This window comes from Pseudomonas sp. R4-15, from assembly GCF_055768815.1.
Map to the genome: position 1 here is coordinate 4,324,868 of NZ_CM147293.1, position 16,259 is coordinate 4,341,126.

The 16,259-nt window shown below is 64.9% G+C and carries 10 protein-coding genes, 1 other RNA gene and 1 pseudogene; 9 read left to right on the forward strand and 3 right to left on the reverse strand.

Annotated elements, in window-relative coordinates; all coding sequences use genetic code 11:
- The first annotated feature begins 20 nt into the window (after window positions 1–20).
- From ACYRGX_RS20855 to ACYRGX_RS20870, 4 genes and pseudogenes are all read left to right on the forward strand, one after another.
- Window positions 21–2,840: an FAD-binding and (Fe-S)-binding domain-containing protein gene (locus ACYRGX_RS20855; protein ID WP_473054332.1), complete on the forward strand. Its 2,820-nt coding sequence runs from the start codon at window positions 21–23 to the stop codon at window positions 2,838–2,840.
- A gap of 283 nt (window positions 2,841–3,123) precedes the next feature.
- Window positions 3,124–3,417, forward strand: coding sequence for a hypothetical protein (locus ACYRGX_RS20860; RefSeq protein ID WP_473054333.1), 294 nt, complete (start codon window positions 3,124–3,126; stop codon window positions 3,415–3,417).
- Window positions 3,418–3,548: 131 nt separating this feature from the next.
- Window positions 3,549–3,926, forward strand: a transfer-messenger RNA (tmRNA) gene (ssrA, locus tag ACYRGX_RS20865).
- 124 nt (window positions 3,927–4,050) lie between these two features.
- Window positions 4,051–4,212: pseudogene (locus ACYRGX_RS20870) on the forward strand (DDE-type integrase/transposase/recombinase); the annotation flags it as partial.
- A gap of 77 nt (window positions 4,213–4,289) precedes the next feature.
- Here ACYRGX_RS20870 and ACYRGX_RS20875 read toward each other — a convergent pair.
- Window positions 4,290–5,669, reverse strand: a complete 1,380-nt coding sequence (locus ACYRGX_RS20875; RefSeq protein ID WP_473054334.1) for an IS30 family transposase — start codon at window positions 5,667–5,669, stop codon at window positions 4,290–4,292.
- Between the two features lie 488 nt (window positions 5,670–6,157).
- Between ACYRGX_RS20875 and ACYRGX_RS20880 the strand changes: the two genes are divergently transcribed.
- On the forward strand, window positions 6,158–6,586 hold the full coding sequence (locus tag ACYRGX_RS20880) for a hypothetical protein (protein ID WP_473054335.1): 429 nt from the start codon (window positions 6,158–6,160) through the stop codon (window positions 6,584–6,586).
- A 59-nt stretch (window positions 6,587–6,645) separates the two neighbouring features.
- Here the strand turns inward: ACYRGX_RS20880 and recN are convergent, their stop codons facing one another.
- Complete coding sequence (gene recN / locus ACYRGX_RS20885; RefSeq protein WP_473054336.1) at window positions 6,646–8,319, reverse strand: DNA repair protein RecN; 1,674 nt, start codon at window positions 8,317–8,319, stop codon at window positions 6,646–6,648.
- Window positions 8,320–8,480: 161 nt separating this feature from the next.
- On the opposite strand from recN, the gene grpE reads away from it, so the two are divergent.
- The 4 genes from grpE (at window position 8,481) to dapB (ending at window position 13,188) form a co-directional block, all read left to right on the forward strand.
- Entirely contained in the window at window positions 8,481–9,053 is a 573-nt protein-coding gene (grpE, locus tag ACYRGX_RS20890; RefSeq protein ID WP_473056747.1) for a nucleotide exchange factor GrpE, read from the forward strand.
- 106 nt (window positions 9,054–9,159) lie between these two features.
- Window positions 9,160–11,076: a molecular chaperone DnaK gene (gene dnaK / locus ACYRGX_RS20895; RefSeq protein WP_473054337.1), complete on the forward strand. Its 1,917-nt coding sequence runs from the start codon at window positions 9,160–9,162 to the stop codon at window positions 11,074–11,076.
- A 117-nt stretch (window positions 11,077–11,193) separates the two neighbouring features.
- Entirely contained in the window at window positions 11,194–12,330 is a 1,137-nt protein-coding gene (dnaJ, locus tag ACYRGX_RS20900; protein WP_473054338.1) for a molecular chaperone DnaJ, read from the forward strand.
- A 51-nt stretch (window positions 12,331–12,381) separates the two neighbouring features.
- Window positions 12,382–13,188 (forward strand): 4-hydroxy-tetrahydrodipicolinate reductase, encoded by an 807-nt coding sequence (gene dapB / locus ACYRGX_RS20905; protein WP_473054339.1) that lies wholly within the window; start codon window positions 12,382–12,384, stop codon window positions 13,186–13,188.
- Between the two features lie 391 nt (window positions 13,189–13,579).
- Here the strand turns inward: dapB and ACYRGX_RS20910 are convergent, their stop codons facing one another.
- On the reverse strand, window positions 13,580–16,117 hold the full coding sequence (locus tag ACYRGX_RS20910; RefSeq protein WP_473054340.1) for a PepSY domain-containing protein: 2,538 nt from the start codon (window positions 16,115–16,117) through the stop codon (window positions 13,580–13,582).
- Window positions 16,118–16,259: the final 142 nt, after the last annotated feature.

Consider the following 16,259-nt stretch of genomic DNA (forward strand, 5'->3'; position numbering starts at 1 on the left):
CTTCCTACCGTGGAGCCCGCATGAACGCGCCCGCCGCCCTTCCGGCCGAATTCCTCGATGCCGTCCAATGGCTGATTCCCCGCGAACGCCGTTTCGACGACCCGCTCTCGACCCTCGCCTACGGCACCGATGCCAGCTTCTACCGGCTGATTCCCAAGCTGGTGTTGCGGGTGGAAAACGAGGCGGAAGTGGTCGCCCTGCTCAAGCTCGCGCAGCAACACCGCGTACCGATGACCTTCCGCGCAGCCGGCACCAGCCTGTCCGGGCAGGCCGTCTCGGACTCGGTACTGGTGGTTCTCGGCGACGGTTGGAATGGCCGGGAGATCCGCCACGGCGGCGCGCAGATCCGCCTGCAACCCGGCGTTATCGGTGCCCAGGCCAACGCCTGGCTGGCGCCCCTGGGGCGCAAGATCGGCCCTGACCCGGCGTCGATCAATGCCGCGAAGATCGGTGGCATCGTCGCCAACAACTCCAGCGGGATGTGCTGCGGCACGGCGCACAACAGCTATCACACCCTGGCCGGCATGCGCATGGTGCTGGCCGACGGCAGCCTGCTCGACACCGAGAACGAGGCCAGCATCGCCGCCTTCCGGGAAAGCCATGGCGAATTGCTCGAACGCCTCGCCGAGCTGGGCCGGCAGACCCGCGCCGACACCGAACTGGCCGCGAAGATTCGGCACAAGTACCGACTGAAGAACACCACCGGGCTGTCCCTCAACGCGCTGGTCGACTACGACGAGCCGCTGGATATCCTCAGCCACCTGATGGTCGGCTCCGAGGGCACTCTGGGCTTCATCAGCGCAGTGACCTACGACACCGTGCCGGAGCACCCGCACAAGGCCAGCGCGCTGATCGTCTTTCCGGACGTCGAGATCTGCTGCCGCGCGGTCCCTGTACTCAAGCAGCAACCGGTGGACGCGGTGGAACTGCTCGACCGCCGCAGCCTGCGCTCGGTTCAGCAGCAGCCAGGCATGCCCGAGTGGGTGAGCGGGTTGTCGGACGGCGCCTGCGCGCTGCTGATCGAGTCGCGCGCCGCGACGCAAAGCCTGCTGCATGAGCAGTTGGGGCTGATCCGTGGGGCGCTGGCCGAGTTTCCGGTCGAGCAGCAGGTGGACTTCAGCGAAGACCCGGTGGTCTACGGCCAGCTGTGGGCGATCCGCAAAGGCACCTTCCCGGCAGTCGGAGCGGTGCGGCCCACCGGCACCACCGTGATCATCGAGGACGTGACCTTCCCCGTCGAACGCCTCGCCGAGGGCGTCAATCGCCTCATCGGGCTACTGGAGAAACACCGCTACGACGAGGCGATCATCTTCGGCCATGCGCTGGAGGGCAACCTGCACTTCGTCTTCACCCAGGGCTTCGACGATCCCGCCCAGGTGCAGCGCTACGAAGCCTTCATGCAGGACGTGGCGCAACTGGTGGCGGTGGAGTTCGGCGGTTCGCTGAAAGCCGAGCACGGCACCGGACGCAACATGGCGCCCTTCGTCGAGATGGAATGGGGACACGACGCCTATCAACTGATGTGGTCGCTCAAGCGCCTGCTCGACCCGAACGGCATTCTCAACCCCGACGTGGTGCTCTCCGAAGACCCGCAGATCCACCTGAAGCATCTCAAGCCGATGCCGGCGGCGGACGAACTGGTGGACAAGTGCATCGAGTGCGGCTTCTGCGAACCGGTCTGTCCATCCAACGGACTGACCCTGACGCCGCGCCAGCGCATCGTGATGTGGCGCGACATCCAGGCCGGCAACCGCGCCGGCAAGGACAATGCCGCTCTGCGCGAGGACTACGCCTACCGGGGCGTGGAGACCTGCGCCGCCACCGGCCTGTGCGCCCAGCGCTGCCCCGTGGGCATCAATACCGGCGACCTGGTGCGCAAGCTGCGTAGCGTCGACGCCACGCGCACGCGCCTGGCCGACTGGCTGGCCGAACACTTCCAGACGGCGATGCATGCCGGCCGTGTCACCCTGCACGTGGCCAATGGCGCGCGTCTGTTGCTCGGCGCACCGCGCCTGACCAAGGTCAGCGCGGCGCTGAGCCGCTGGAGCGACGGACGCCTGCCGCAGTGGAGTCCAGCCATGCCGCAACCGCTGTACCGACTGAACCTGCCCAAGGCCGCGGTAGATGCGCGTCCGCGGGTGGTCTACCTGGCCTCGTGCATCTCCCGCGCCACAGGCCCGGCTGCCGGCGACAACGAGCAGGTCCCGCTGATCGACAAGACCCGCGCACTGCTGGAGAAGGCCGGGTATCAGGTGGTCTTCCCGGAGAAACTGGACAGCCTCTGCTGCGGCCAGCCGTTCGCTTCCAAGGGGTATTTCGAGCAGGCCGAACGCAAGCGCCAGGAGACCCTGGACGCCTTGCTCGAGGCCAGCCGCGGCGGGCTCGACCCGATCTACTGCGACACCAGCCCCTGCACCCTGCGCCTGGTGCAGGAGCTGGGCGACGAGCGCCTCGACGTGCATGATCCCGTGCGCTTCATCCGCAGCCACTTGCTCGATCGCCTGGAAATCACCCCGCAGGACAAGCCCATCGCGGTACACGTCACCTGCAGTACCCAGCACCTGGGCGAAGGCCAGGCATTGATCGACATCGCCCGGCGTTGCGCCAAGCAGGTGGTCATCCCCGAGGGCATTCATTGCTGCGGCTTCGCCGGCGACAAGGGCTTCGCCACCCCCGAGCTCAACGCCCACGCGCTGCGCACGCTGAAGGACGCCGTGCGCCAGTGCGACGAAGGTATTTCCACCAGCCGCACCTGCGAGATCGGTCTTTCCGCCCACGGCGGCATCGACTACCACTCCCTGGTCTACCTGCTCGACCGGGTCAGCGCCCCCAAGCGCTGAGCCACCCGCCGTGCCCCTCGCGGGGCACGGACACGCTTCGATACACCCCTCTCCTCGCCCACTCAACCGGAAAAGTGAACCCCTGGCCAACCGCCAGAGTCGATCTCTACAAGCCCGGCAAGAAACGGGCCGCAGACCACGGACCCGCGTGTCCGCCACCGTCTTAGGACGGAGACAGGATGTCAAAGGATGGTCGGACACTTCCATTTGGCGAGCACCGCCGACAGGTCCCAGCACCCACGGCAAGGCCTGCGATGGAATCTCAATTTCCGAGGAGAACACCATGAAACGAGCTGCAATTGCCCTAACCGCCGCCCTGATGAGTACTCCGCTGTTTGCCGCCGACGACCTCTGCGATGTGAACCTGCAGAAAATCGACGACACCATGACCACCAAGAGCGCCACCCTGGGCCAGCCCCTGGAGGGTCAGGTCAAGGACCTGCAGAAGGAAGCCATGAGCGCCAAAGCGGCAGGCGACACCGAGAGCTGCATCGCAGCTTCCGGCCAGGCCCTGCAACTGTTGCAGACGCCCGGCGGCGATGGTGCCACCGGCGGTGCCACCGGCTCCGGCGGCTGAGTCCGGTTCGGGCGCCTGACTTGACACCAAGACAGGCGCCCGCATTTAGGAAATACGCGCAGGCGCTTCATTGCATCGACGCCACCCTCGGAATGGCGTAGACTGCGCGACTCGCACTCAAGACGTGCATTGGGGCCGATTAGGATTCGACGCCGGTAGCGAAGCTTGAGGGGCATGCCGAGTAGGTGACAGTACTCGTAAATCCACTGTTGCAAACTTATAGTTGCCAACGACGACAACTACGAAGGGTACGCGCTAGCCGCCTAACCTTCTCTGGTAGCTTCGGCTCCAGCGGTCTCGAGGGGATGCCTGTAAACCCGAAAAGACCGTCAGATAGAACAGGATCGCCGCCAAGTTCGCTGCAGACGTAACGGCTAAAACTCATGCAGCTCGCTCCAAGCACCCTGCCACTCGGGCGGCGCGGAGTTAACTCAGTAGAGCTGGCTAAGCATGTAGAACCGATAGTGGAGAGCTGGCGGACGGGGGTTCAAATCCCCCCGGCTCCACCAAACAACCAACTAAAGACGTCCTCGGACGTCTTTTTTGTGCCTGAAACTCAGCAAATATGCGGCTTTCAGCGCTTTCACGATCCGATAGCGTCCAACTAGATCCGCGTGGCCTGCTCCGCCGATTGCCCCGAATCACCTGGATCGTCAGTTCGCCTCGGATCGCCCTAATCGGCACTGGGTCTCGGACATGACCTACGTGCGGACAGCCCAAGGCTGGCTGTATCTGGCCGTCGTCCTCGATCTTTACTCACGCGCTGTCGTCGGTTCGGCGATGCACTATCGGATGCAGCAGGCCCTATACACGCCGCGCTGGAGATGGCCGAGGCTCGCTGCTGCACTCGGATCGTGGCAGCCAAGGCGGATTCAACCGGCCGTCGCAACACTGCGTTGCTGAATAGATTTCAGATAGTCGTTCAGTGCCTCGGCAGGTGTTTTCCAGCCGAGTGTTTTTCTGGGTCTAGTGTTCAGCGTATGGGCTACGGCTTGGATCTCTTGGTCACTCCAACGAGACAGGTCAGTGCCTTTCGGAAAATATTGCCGCAGAAGACCGTTTGTATTCTCGTTCGTACCGCGCTGCCATGGACTGTGAGGGTCGGCAAAGAAGACTTTCACTCCAGACTCGATGGTAAAGCGGACGTGATCCGATAGCTCCTTTCCGCGATCCCAAGTCAGTGATTGCCACAGCTGAACGGGCAAGCCAGTTACGGCCTTCTTCAGAGCATTGGTCATGGTGACAGCACCGTAGCCAGCAAGAGCGGGGCCGTTCTTCGTCCGGGGAGTCAGCCCGTAACCTTCCTCGCGAGGCAGATGAGCGAGCATGGTAAATCGGCTTGACCGCTCGACCAGCGTCCCGATCGCGGATCGGTTCAGGCCAATGATCAGGTCACCCTCCCAATGCCCTGGTAAGGCACGATCTTCCACCTCAGCAGGGCGGCTGGAAATCATGACGTCCTCGCTGACATGTGCCCATGATTTGGCCTGCGCCCTGGCTCTTGGTACGCGCAACGCCCGCCCAGTACGCAGGCAACTCACCAACTCGCGCTTGAGAGCGCCTCGCCCCTCAATGTAGAGAGCCTGATATATAGCTTCGTGAGAAATACGCATGGACTCGTCATCCGGGAAGTCGATTTGCAGCCGGTTGGCAATCTGTTCAGGCGACCAACCATTGACCCATTTACGGTCACCGCGATGTGGTTTATTTCGCCCCTTGAACGGTGCCTGTAGAGGCCCGGCAATCTCACGGCCATTAGCTTCATGAACCTTGCCTTCCAAGCGCTCTTGCACGTAATGGCGCAGTCGCGGGTTGGTCACCAGTTTCGCCGGCTTCGGTCTCTTGGCAACCAGTTCCGCCTTCCACTGCGCGACTGAAGCGCGATACTCGAGTCGGCCGCTACGAGTTGCTGCGTTACGAGTCAGCTCCCGTGAAACTGTCGACGGACTTCGTCCAAGACGGCGAGCAATCTCACGCACACCAACACCTTGCACCCGGAACAGCCCGATTTCCTCTCGCTCAGCGAACGACAAGTACCTTCCTGATATGATGTGGTTCGACATGAACAATGGCATCCCGCCGCGATGACGGAACCAGCGTGTGCCCATCGCTGACGATACGCCAATGGCCTCTGCCGCCCTTTCGCTTGTGATCCCGGTTGCGATCTGTTCCCCAAATAGCCGCTCGATCTCACGGCGAAGTGACGGCGCACCTGGCGAGCACATTGCCCCTCGCCCCGTCAACTTCTGCATCCACCCTGCAGGTCGCCCCATAAACACCTCCATGATCAAAGGTGTTGCGACGACCGGTTGAATCCACCCAGTAGCGACCTGCTCATTCTTACCTCTGCTGTCAGTGTGGACTGGTACGCGGCATTCGAACGGCTACCCTTCCTGGCCCAGACTTGGGCCTCGAAACGCCTTACGTCAGGCATGCATGTCCCCTGCACGGAGCAATTAACCCATGGTTCCTACCAATGGGCTTGCCCCTGCCTGCCAGCACACTTGGCCGCGCGTGCCCGGTCTACTCCGCTCGGTAATTATCTGTCCTCCCGCTCTGCAGCCTCTTCGCGGAGCAGGGCGACAGCGCCTGCCGTACATCCCCCTCCCCGTCATGGGCCAGAGGGTGTCCCCCTGCGACTCCCGCACCAGATGATTATGCTATTCGCCGATATGTGGCCGACTGATATCATCGCGTCCGCTCTATGGAGCAGTCATGGATTATCAAGGAGTGTGAGCGCATGAAAGCGCGTGGTTTGCTGTTGGCCATGGGAATGGCTGTGATCTGTAGCGGATGTGCCAGCGGGCTCAATTCGTATGAAAAAGCCGAAATGCGCAACTACCAGGCCCGCGGCCTTGCCGTGGAGGAAAAGAATCCCGGGACGGCGGCGGCACTAGGTTTGCTACCTGGGGGAGGTTCGTTCTACGGGCGCGAGTATGGCTGGGGTGTCGTGAATCTGCTGTTCTGGCCTCTGTCGATCCTTTGGGACCCTGTCAGCGGCCACTCAGCCGCCGAGGCGATCAACTACACGGCGACCAAAGCCCATGTAGCGAGGCTGGAGGAAGCCGATATGACGAATCTGGATGATCAATTGCAGACCGGCCAGATCGATTTGACCCAGTACACGCTGGAGAAAGGCAAGATCAACCGGAAGTATGCGGCGAACTGATCCTTGAGCTACAGAGAACCCGCACAGGTTGATGCCTGTGCGGGTTTTTCATTGCAGATTCAGCCCTGCGCCGAAACCACCAGCTTGCGCGCGTGGGCCAGGGACTCCTTGGTCAAGTCCACGCCACCAAGCATGCGCGCGACCTCTTCGACACGGCCCTTGGCATCCAGGCGCGCCACGGCGGTGCGGGTCTCGTCGCTGCCGCGTTGCTTGTGCACGAACAGGTGCTGGTGCCCCTGAGCGGCCACTTGCGGCAGGTGGGTGACGGTCAGCACCTGGCCACGTTCACCCAGGCGCCGCAGCAGTTGCCCGACCACCTCGGCGGTTGGCCCACCAATGCCCACGTCCACTTCGTCGAAGACCAAGGTCGGCACACGCGAGGTCTGCGCGGTGATCACCTGGATCGCCAGGCTGATGCGCGACAGCTCGCCGCCGGAGGCGACCTTGGCCAGGCCCTTGAGCGGTTGCCCGGGGTTGGCGCTGACCAGGAACTCGACCTGCTCGCGCCCTTGAGCCTGGGGCTCGTCGCCGGGCAACGGGGTCAAGGCGATGGAGAAGCGGCCGCCCGGCATGCCCAAACGCTGCATCTCGCCCTCGACAGCCTGCTGCAGAGATTCGGCGGCGCGGCCCCGCAGGCGGCTGAGCTCTTCGGCGCGCTCCTGGTAATGCCGTGCATAGGCAGCCAGTTCACCATCCAGGCGTTCCAGCGTCGCGTCATCGGCGTTCAGGCTCTCGAGCTCATCGAGCAGGCGCTGCTGCAACTCAGCCAGCTCCGCAGGCTGCACACGGTGCTTGCGCGCCAGGCCGTAGATGGCGTCCAGACGTTCCTCGAGTTGCTGCAGGCGCTGCGGGTCGGCGTCGAACTGGTCCATGAAGCGGTTGACCTCGCCGACGGCCTCCTCCACCTGAATCTGCGCACTGGCCAGCAGGTTGACCGCCTCGCCCAAGGCACCGCGCTGCTCGCCGTGGGCGGTGAGCCGGGCCAGGCTGGTGGTCAACGCGGAGAGCACGTTGCCGGCCTCGCTCTCGCTGCACAGCTCCAGCACCTGCTGGCAGCCGGCGAGCAATTGACCGGCATTGGCCAGGTTGCGGTGTTCCTCTTCCAGATGCTCCAGTTCACCTTCGCCGAGGGAGAGGTTTTCCAACTCTTCGAGCTGGTAGCTGAGCAATTGATGGCGAGCGCGTTGCTCCTCGCCGCTGCTGGAGAGGCGCTGTAGCTCCTGTCGCGTCTGCCGCCAGCGCTGGGCGGCGAGCTGCACCTGGCGCGCCAGCTCGGCGCCACCGGCGTACTCGTCGAGCAGGCGGCGATGGGTGTCGGGCTTGAGCAGCGACTGGTGCTCGTGCTGGCTGTGGATGTCGATCAACAGTCCACCGAGGCTTTTCAGGTCGCCCAGTGGGCAGGGACTGCCATTGATGTAGCCCCGCGAACGCCCTTCGGCGGTGATCACCCGGCGCAGGATGCACGGGCCCTCGCTGTCCAGGTCGCGCTCGGCGAGCCAGGCGCGCGCCTCGGGAATGTCCCCCAGTTCGAAGCTGGCGAGGATGTCGGCCTTGTCGGCGCCGGGACGCACCACGCCATTGTCCGCCCGGTCGCCCAGGGCCAGGCCGAGGGCATCGAGCATGATCGACTTGCCGGCACCGGTCTCGCCGGTGATCACGGACATGCCCCGCTCGAGCTCCAGATCCAGGTGCTCGACGATGGCGTAGTTGTGCACGGACAGGTGGACCAGCATGGGGGATTCTCCCGAAGACCCGTTGACCTGTTCATTTATACAGTCTTTCTGCCGGTAAGAACAAGCGGTCGCCGATATCCGTGCAAGCCCTCCCTTGAAGCAAGGATTTGCGTCCCCATATAGCCGTTCAACGCCAGACGCAGGCGAACCTGCGGACCGATATTCAAGAGGAGACACGCATGGCTGACGAAGAAATGCTCGAAAAGCAGAATCCCGAGGCCAACGAAGCCGCCGAGCCGGCCAACGGCGCGGATCTGTCGGCGCGCGTCGCCGAGCTCGAAGAGCAGCTCGCCGCGGCCAAGGACCAGGCGCTGCGCGCCACCGCCGATGCACAGAACGTGCGCCGCCGCGCCGAACAGGATGTGGAGAAGGCGCACAAGTACGCGCTGGAGAAGTTCTCCGCCGACCTGCTGGCGGTGGTCGACAGCCTGGAGCGTGCCCTGGAGCTGTCCGATCCGACCGACGAGTCGATCAAGCCTATGCGCGACGGCATCGAGCTGACCCTGAAGATGTTCCACGACACCTTCAAGCGCTACCAGCTCGAGCAACTCGACCCGCACGGCGAGCCCTTCAACCCGGAGCACCACCAGGCGATGGCCATGGAGGAAAGTCCCCATGCCGAGCCCAACAGCGTGCTCAAGGTGTTCCAGAAAGGCTACCTGCTCAACGGTCGTCTGCTGCGCCCCGCCATGGTGGTGGTCAGCAAGGCCCCGAGCATCGACGAAAAGGCCTGAGACGCAAGGTTGAAATCGGGGCCCTCGCCCCCATCTTTTAAGCAAGCGAATTCTGCCGCCGCGCCCCGCGGGGCGCGCCAAAACCCAAATTCGGAGAGAACAGACGATGGGCAAGATCATCGGTATCGACCTGGGGACCACCAACTCCTGCGTCGCCATTCTGGAAAACGGTAACGTCAAGGTCATCGAGAACGCTGAAGGCACCCGCACCACGCCCTCGATCATCGCCTACACCAACGACGGCGAAACCCTGGTCGGCCAGTCGGCCAAGCGCCAGGCAGTGACCAACCCGCAGAACACCCTGTACGCGGTCAAGCGCCTGATCGGTCGCCGCTTCGACGAAGAAGTGGTGCAGAAGGACATCAAACTGGTGCCCTACCAGATCGCCAAGGCCGACAACGGTGACGCCTGGGTAGAAGTGAAGGGCCAGAAAATGGCGCCTCCGCAGATTTCCGCGGAAGTGCTGAAGAAAATGAAGAAGACCGCCGAGGACTACCTGGGCGAAGCCGTCACCGAAGCGGTCATCACCGTGCCGGCCTACTTCAACGACAGCCAGCGCCAGGCCACCAAGGATGCCGGTCGCATCGCCGGCCTGGACGTCAAGCGCATCATCAACGAGCCCACTGCCGCGGCCCTGGCCTACGGCATGGACAAGGCCAAGGGCGATCACACCGTCATCGTCTATGACCTGGGCGGCGGTACCTTCGACGTATCGGTGATCGAGATCGCCGAAGTCGACGGCGAGCACCAGTTCGAAGTGCTGGCCACCAACGGGGACACCTTCCTCGGGGGTGAGGACTTCGACATCCGCCTGATCGACTACCTCGCCGACGAGTTCAAGAAGGAAAGCGGCATCAACCTCAAGGGCGACCCGCTGGCCATGCAGCGCCTGAAGGAAGCGGCCGAGAAAGCCAAGATCGAGCTGTCCTCGAGCAGCCAGACCGACGTCAACCTGCCGTACATCACTGCCGATGCGAGCGGTCCGAAGCACCTCAACGTGAAGATCTCCCGCGCCAAGCTGGAGTCGCTGGTCGAAGACTTGGTCGAGCGCACCATCGAGCCGTGCCGCATCGCCCTGAAAGATGCCGGTGTCGACGTCAGCAAGATCGACGACGTGATCCTGGTCGGCGGCCAGACCCGCATGCCGCTGGTGCAGAAGAAAGTCGCCGAGTTCTTCGGCAAGGAAGCGCGCAAGGACGTCAACCCCGACGAAGCCGTGGCCATGGGCGCCGCCATCCAGGGTGCCGTGCTGGCCGGTGACGTGAAGGACGTGCTGCTGCTGGACGTCTCCCCGCTGACCCTGGGCATCGAGACCCTGGGTGGCGTGATGACGCCGCTGATCGACAAGAACACCACCATCCCGACCAAGAAGTCGCAGGTGTTCTCCACCGCTGACGACAACCAGGGCGCGGTGACCATCCACGTGCTGCAGGGTGAGCGCAAGCAGGCCGCGCAGAACAAGTCGCTGGGCAAGTTCGACCTGGCCGACATTCCGCCGGCGCCGCGCGGCGTGCCGCAGATCGAGGTCACCTTCGACATCGACGCCAACGGCATCCTGAATGTGTCCGCCAAGGACAAGGCTACCGGCAAACAGCAATCGATCGTCATCAAGGCCAACTCCGGCCTGTCCGATGACGAGATCGAGAAAATGGTGCGCGACGCCGAAGCCAACGCCGAGGAAGACCGCAAGTTCGAGGAACTGGCCAGCGCCCGCAACCAGGGCGACCAACTGGTCCACGCCTCGCGCAAGATGCTGACCGAAGCGGGCGAGAAAGCCACCGCCGAGGAAAAGGCCGCGGTCGAAAAAGCCATCGCCGATCTGGAAGCCGCAGTGAAAGGCGACAGCAAGGATGAGATCGAAGCCAAGATCAATGCCCTGTCCGAAGCCACCGCGCCGCTGGCCCAGAAAATGTATGCCGATCAGCCCCAACCGGGCGCTGCAGGCGATGTGGGCGAGCAGGCCAAGGACGCCGGTGACGACGTGGTCGACGCCGAGTTCGAAGAGGTCAAGGACAACAAGTAAGTTCGCTTGAGTCCCTAGCCCGGGCGCTCGCCAGCGAGCGTCCGTCCCTGAACGCCACGCGGGAGCCGGTCTCCCGCGTTGGCGTGTCTGGAGGGGCGATACAGGAAACGAGGAACCATGGCGAAGAGAGATTATTACGAGATTCTGGGGGTCGAGCGCGGCGTCGACGAAGGTGACCTGAAGAAGGCCTATCGTCGCCTGGCGATGAAGTACCACCCGGACCGCAACCCCGACGACAAGGCCGCCGAGGAGAAATTCAAGGAGGCCGCCGAGGCCTACGAGGTTCTCTCGGACGCCTCCAAGCGGGCCGCCTACGACCAGTACGGCCACGCCGGCGTCGACCCGCAGATGGGTGCCGGAGGCTTCGGCGGCGCCGGAGCAGGCGCGAGCTTTTCCGATATTTTCGGCGACGTGTTCAGCGACTTCTTCGGCCAGGGCGGCGGACGCGGCGGCTCCCGCGGCGGCCCGCAGCGCGGCGCCGACCTGCGCTACACCCTGGAGCTGGACCTGGAAGAAGCCGTGCGCGGCACCAGCGTCACCATCCGCGTGCCCACCCTGGTCAACTGCAAGGTCTGTGACGGCAGCGGCGCGAAGAAAGGCAGCAGCCCGACCACCTGCCCCACCTGTGGCGGCATCGGCCAGGTACGCATGCAGCAGGGCTTCTTCTCGGTGCAGCAGACCTGCCCGCGTTGCCACGGCAGCGGCAAGATCATCCCCGAGCCCTGCGAGGCCTGTCATGGCCAGGGCCGCGTCGAGGAACAGAAAACCCTGTCGGTGAAGGTGCCCGCGGGCGTCGATACCGGCGATCGCATCCGCCTTTCCGGCGAAGGCGAAGCCGGTACCCTCGGTGGGCCGGCGGGCGACCTCTATGTGGTGGTCAACGTGCGCGAGCACGCGATCTTCCAGCGTGACGGCAAGCACCTGTACTGCGAGGTGCCGATCAGCTTTGCCGATGCCGCCCTGGGCGGTGAGCTGGAAGTGCCGACCCTCGACGGTCGGGTCAAATTGAAGATTCCCGAAGGCAGCCAGACCGGCAAGCTGTTCCGCCTGCGCGGCAAGGGCGTTGCCCCGGTGCGTGGGGGTGGCCCCGGCGATCTGATGTGCCGTGTCGCCGTGGAAACCCCGGTCAACCTGACCAAGCGCCAGCGCGAACTGCTCGAGGAGTTCCGCGACAGCCTGCAGGGCGACAGCTCCCATTCGCCCAAGGCGAGTGGCTGGTTCGACGGCATGAAGCGCTTCTTCGGCGATCTTTAATCAAGGTGGCCGCCGCCACGGCGGCGGCGGCCACAGCGTGGAGCAGTTGCTATGCGACGTATTGCAGTGATGGGCGCCGCCGGGCGCATGGGCAAGACCCTGATCGAAGCGGTGCAGCAGACCGCCGGCAGTGCCGGCCTGACCGCCGCCATCGATCGCGCGGAAAGCACCCTGGTCGGCGCCGACGCCGGTGAGCTAGCCGCCATCGGGCGCATTGGCGTACCGCTGTCGGGCGACCTGGCGCGCGTGATCGAGGAGTTCGACGTCCTCATCGACTTCACCCACCCGACGGTGACCCTGAAGAACCTGGAGATCTGCCGCAAGGCGGGCAAGGCCATGGTGATCGGCACCACCGGCTTCAGCGAAGCCGAGAAGCAGCGCCTGGCCGAAGCGGGCAAGGATATCCCGATCGTCTTCGCCGCCAACTTCAGCGTCGGCGTCAACCTCTGCCTGAAGCTGCTCGACACCGCCGCCCGGGTACTGGGCGACGAGGTCGACATCGAGATCATCGAGGCCCACCACCGGCACAAGGTGGACGCGCCTTCCGGCACCGCACTGCGCATGGGCGAAGTCGTCGCCAATGCACTGGGCCGCGACCTGCAGGAGGTCGCCGTGTACGGCCGCGAAGGCCAGACCGGCGCGCGCGCCCGCGAGACCATCGGCTTCGCCACCGTACGTGCCGGCGACGTGGTCGGTGAGCACACCGTGCTGTTCGCCGCCGAGGGCGAGCGCGTGGAAATCACCCACAAGGCCTCCAGCCGCATGACCTTCGCAAAGGGTGCCGTCCGCGCCGCACTCTGGCTGGAAGGCCGCGAGCCCGCACTGTACGACATGCAGGACGTGCTCGGACTGCGCTAAGGGGCTTCTCCTGCCGTCCTCCGGCCCCGCCCGTAGGATGGCGTTGAGGGCAACGCCCGATATCCATCAGCGCCTCCCTGATGGGTATCGCTTCGCTCAACCGCATCCTACTTTCAGAGCCTGCCGCGCGAACTGGCTGGGGCCGTAGGATGGCGTTGAGGAGCATGGCGACGATACCCATCATTGAATCCCTCCTGATGGGTATCGCTTCGCTCAACCGCATCCTACTTTCAGAGCCTGCTGCGCGAACTGGCTGGGGGCCGTAGGATGGCGTTGAGGAGCGTAGCGACGATACCCATCAATGCGCCCCTACCGATGGGTTTCGCTTCGCTCAACCGCATCCTTCTTTCAGAGTCCAGGCGGCACGACCTCGATCAGTGCCCTGCTTCGATCAGTACACATCGCGTCGATAACGCCCCGCCTCGCTCAACGCTGCCAAACCCTCTTCGCCGATCAGTTCGATCAGTGCCGCCTCCACGCCGCCGGCCATGCCGACCAGGCTGCCGCAGACGTAGATCGCCGCGCCCTGCGCCAGCCAGGCGCGTACCTCGTCGGCCGCGTCCAGCAGCGCATGCTGGACGTAGCGACGCTCGACGCCATCGCGGGAGAAGGCCAGGTCCAGCCGTTGCAGTTCGCCGCTGGCGAGCCAGCCGCGAATCTCCTCCTGGCAGTAGAAATCACAGGCCGCGTTGCGCTCGCCGAAGATCAGCCAGTTGCGCGTGCGACGCTCGCGTATGCGGGTCTTGAGCAGACTGCGCAGCCCCGCCAGGCCGGTACCGCTGCCGATCAGCAGCAGCGGAATGTCTTCCTCCGGCGCATGGAAGGCGCTGTTGCGGCGCAGCCGCGCGCTGATCGCCTCGCCCGGGGCCGCGTGATGCGTCAGCCAGCCCGAGCCCAGTCCAGGGCTGCCATCGGGGCGCTGCGCCTGACGCACGATGAGCTCCAGCGCCGCATCCTCGACCAGAGAGGCGATGGAGTATTCGCGCCCGGCCAGCGGCAGCAGTTCGTCGACCAGCGCCTGGGCGTGCAGACCGACCAGGTGCGCCAGGCTTTCCGGAAGCTCGCGGCCGCGCAGTGCCTCGTCCAGACGCAGCGTCAGCCCGTCCACCACGACGCGGGAGTCCGCCGCCAGACCCAGACGGGCGAGCCAGGCATCCACGATCGAGAACGGATGGCGCGGCGCGACTTCCAGAATATCGCCGGCGGCCCAGCGCTGCTCGGCAGGCGCCGCCAGGCGCACCAGCCAGGTGGGCTCGCCAGCGCTGCCGGGGTTGAGCAGATGCCGTTCGAGCAGCGTCCAGGACTGCCAGGAGCGTTCCACCACTGGCAGCGCCGCCGCGGCGCCGAAGTCCGCCAGCCGCGACTGCCAATGGGCGATGGCCGCCGGCTCGCCGTCGTCGACCTCGACCCTGTCGAACAACGGCTGCGCGCCGCAGCCACTGAGCCAGGCGTCCACGCGCCGGGCGAAACCACAGAAGTGCGGGTACTGACGGTCTCCCAGCGCCAGCACGGCGTAGCGCAGACCGTGCAGCTCCAGCGTCTGACCCAGCAAGCGCTTCTCCGCGCCACGGGCGTGGTCCGGCGCCTCGCCTTCACCGAAGGTGGAGATGACTAGCAACAGGCGGTGCGCAGCGGCCAGTCGTTCGGCGTCCAGACGTTGCAGCGGCTCCACATCGACGGCGGCGCCGGCGGCTTGCAACTGCGCGGCGCTGCGCCAGGCCAACTGCTCGGCACTGCCGCTCTGGCTGGCGTAGCCAACCAGCCAGCGCTCGCCGCCCTGTGGCGCAGTGGCCAGTGTCGCCCGCGAAGCCAACACCGCGCGTTTCTTGCGACGGCGATCCAGGTACAGCAGCCAGCCGGTGACCAGGAACAGCGGCATCGCCAGACTCGCGGCGAACATCAGCACCCGCCCGACCAGGCCAAAGTACTCGCCCGTGTGCAGGGGGTAGATGCTTGCCAGCAGACGCTCGCCGCCGGACTTTTCGGCATAGCGCTCGGCGCGCAGCAGCCGGCCGCTGCCCGGCTCGACCTGCAACTGATCGAAGGCCCGCCCGTGGGCGGCGTCATCCCTCACCATGAAGACCGTGACAGGCTGTCCCGCGCCCATCGGCAGACGCACGCTGAAGCCCTGCAGATGGCCTTCGGCGGTCTGCTGCAGGGTATTCCACAACGCAGCGAAGTCCACGTCCGGCATCGCGCCCGGTCGCGGCGGCCCACCCCGTCCGCGGCCCTCGCCGCGAGCCTGGCCCGCCGCTGAGGCATCGCCGAGCAGCCAGTGCGCACCGTCGCGGAACCAACTGTAGGACCAGGTCAGGCCGGTCAAGGCAGCGAGCAGATAAAAAACCAGGCACCAGGTCCCGAACACCGCATGCAGATCCCAGTTGAAGGCGCGGCCCTTCTTGGCCCAGTCCAGGGTCAGCCAGGTCCGCCAGGACAGCGCATGCCGCGGCCAGCGCAGGTACAGCCCGGAAAGGCAGAAGAACACCAGCATCAGCGTGCAGGCACCGGTGATCTGCCGTCCCACCGACCCCATGGCGAGAAAGCGGTGCAACTGCAGGGCGACACCGAAGAAGCCTTCGCCGCGCATCTCACCCGCCGGCTCGCCAGTGTAGGGATCGAACCAGGCACTCGGACCGCGGCGCTCGCCGGGAGCCGGCGCGTAGTTCACCGAGAGCGGGCTGCCGTCCTGCAGGTTGGGCATCCAGAACCCCACCACCGGGGCGGGCCCCTGCGCTTGCGCACGCTGCACCAGCGCCTGCAAAGGCAGGATGTCGCCGTCACGCTGTTCGGAGAGCATCTGCGGGTTGGCCAGGCGCAGCAGCTCGGGCTGGAAAGAGTAGAGCGCGCCGGTGACCCCTATCAGGGCGAGCACCAGGCCTCCGCTGATGCCGAACAGCCAGTGCAACTGGAATATCGCTTTCTTGAACACCGGGGTCACCTTGGCGGGAACGGCATGGAGGGAAATCCGCAGCGTGCGTGCCTGCCGCTGCAAACGGGATCGAATTCTATTTGAGAAATCATTTCAAAGGCAGCCGATAAACAACCTTTACCTTCTAATTACGCGTGCCACC

What these genes read in the sequence shown, in the direction of transcription:
- ACYRGX_RS20855 (WP_473054332.1), top strand. Translation starts at nt 21, where the DNA reads ATGAACGCGCCCGCCGCCCTTCCGGCCGAATTCCTCGATGCCGTCCAA.
- ACYRGX_RS20860 (WP_473054333.1), top strand. Translation starts at nt 3,124, where the DNA reads ATGAAACGAGCTGCAATTGCCCTAACCGCCGCCCTGATGAGTACTCCG.
- ACYRGX_RS20875 (WP_473054334.1), bottom strand. Translation starts at nt 5,669, where the DNA reads ATGCAGAAGTTGACGGGGCGAGGGGCAATGTGCTCGCCAGGTGCGCCG.
- ACYRGX_RS20880 (WP_473054335.1), top strand. Translation starts at nt 6,158, where the DNA reads ATGAAAGCGCGTGGTTTGCTGTTGGCCATGGGAATGGCTGTGATCTGT.
- recN (WP_473054336.1), bottom strand. Translation starts at nt 8,319, where the DNA reads ATGCTGGTCCACCTGTCCGTGCACAACTACGCCATCGTCGAGCACCTG.
- dnaK (WP_473054337.1), top strand. Translation starts at nt 9,160, where the DNA reads ATGGGCAAGATCATCGGTATCGACCTGGGGACCACCAACTCCTGCGTC.
- dnaJ (WP_473054338.1), top strand. Translation starts at nt 11,194, where the DNA reads ATGGCGAAGAGAGATTATTACGAGATTCTGGGGGTCGAGCGCGGCGTC.
- dapB (WP_473054339.1), top strand. Translation starts at nt 12,382, where the DNA reads ATGCGACGTATTGCAGTGATGGGCGCCGCCGGGCGCATGGGCAAGACC.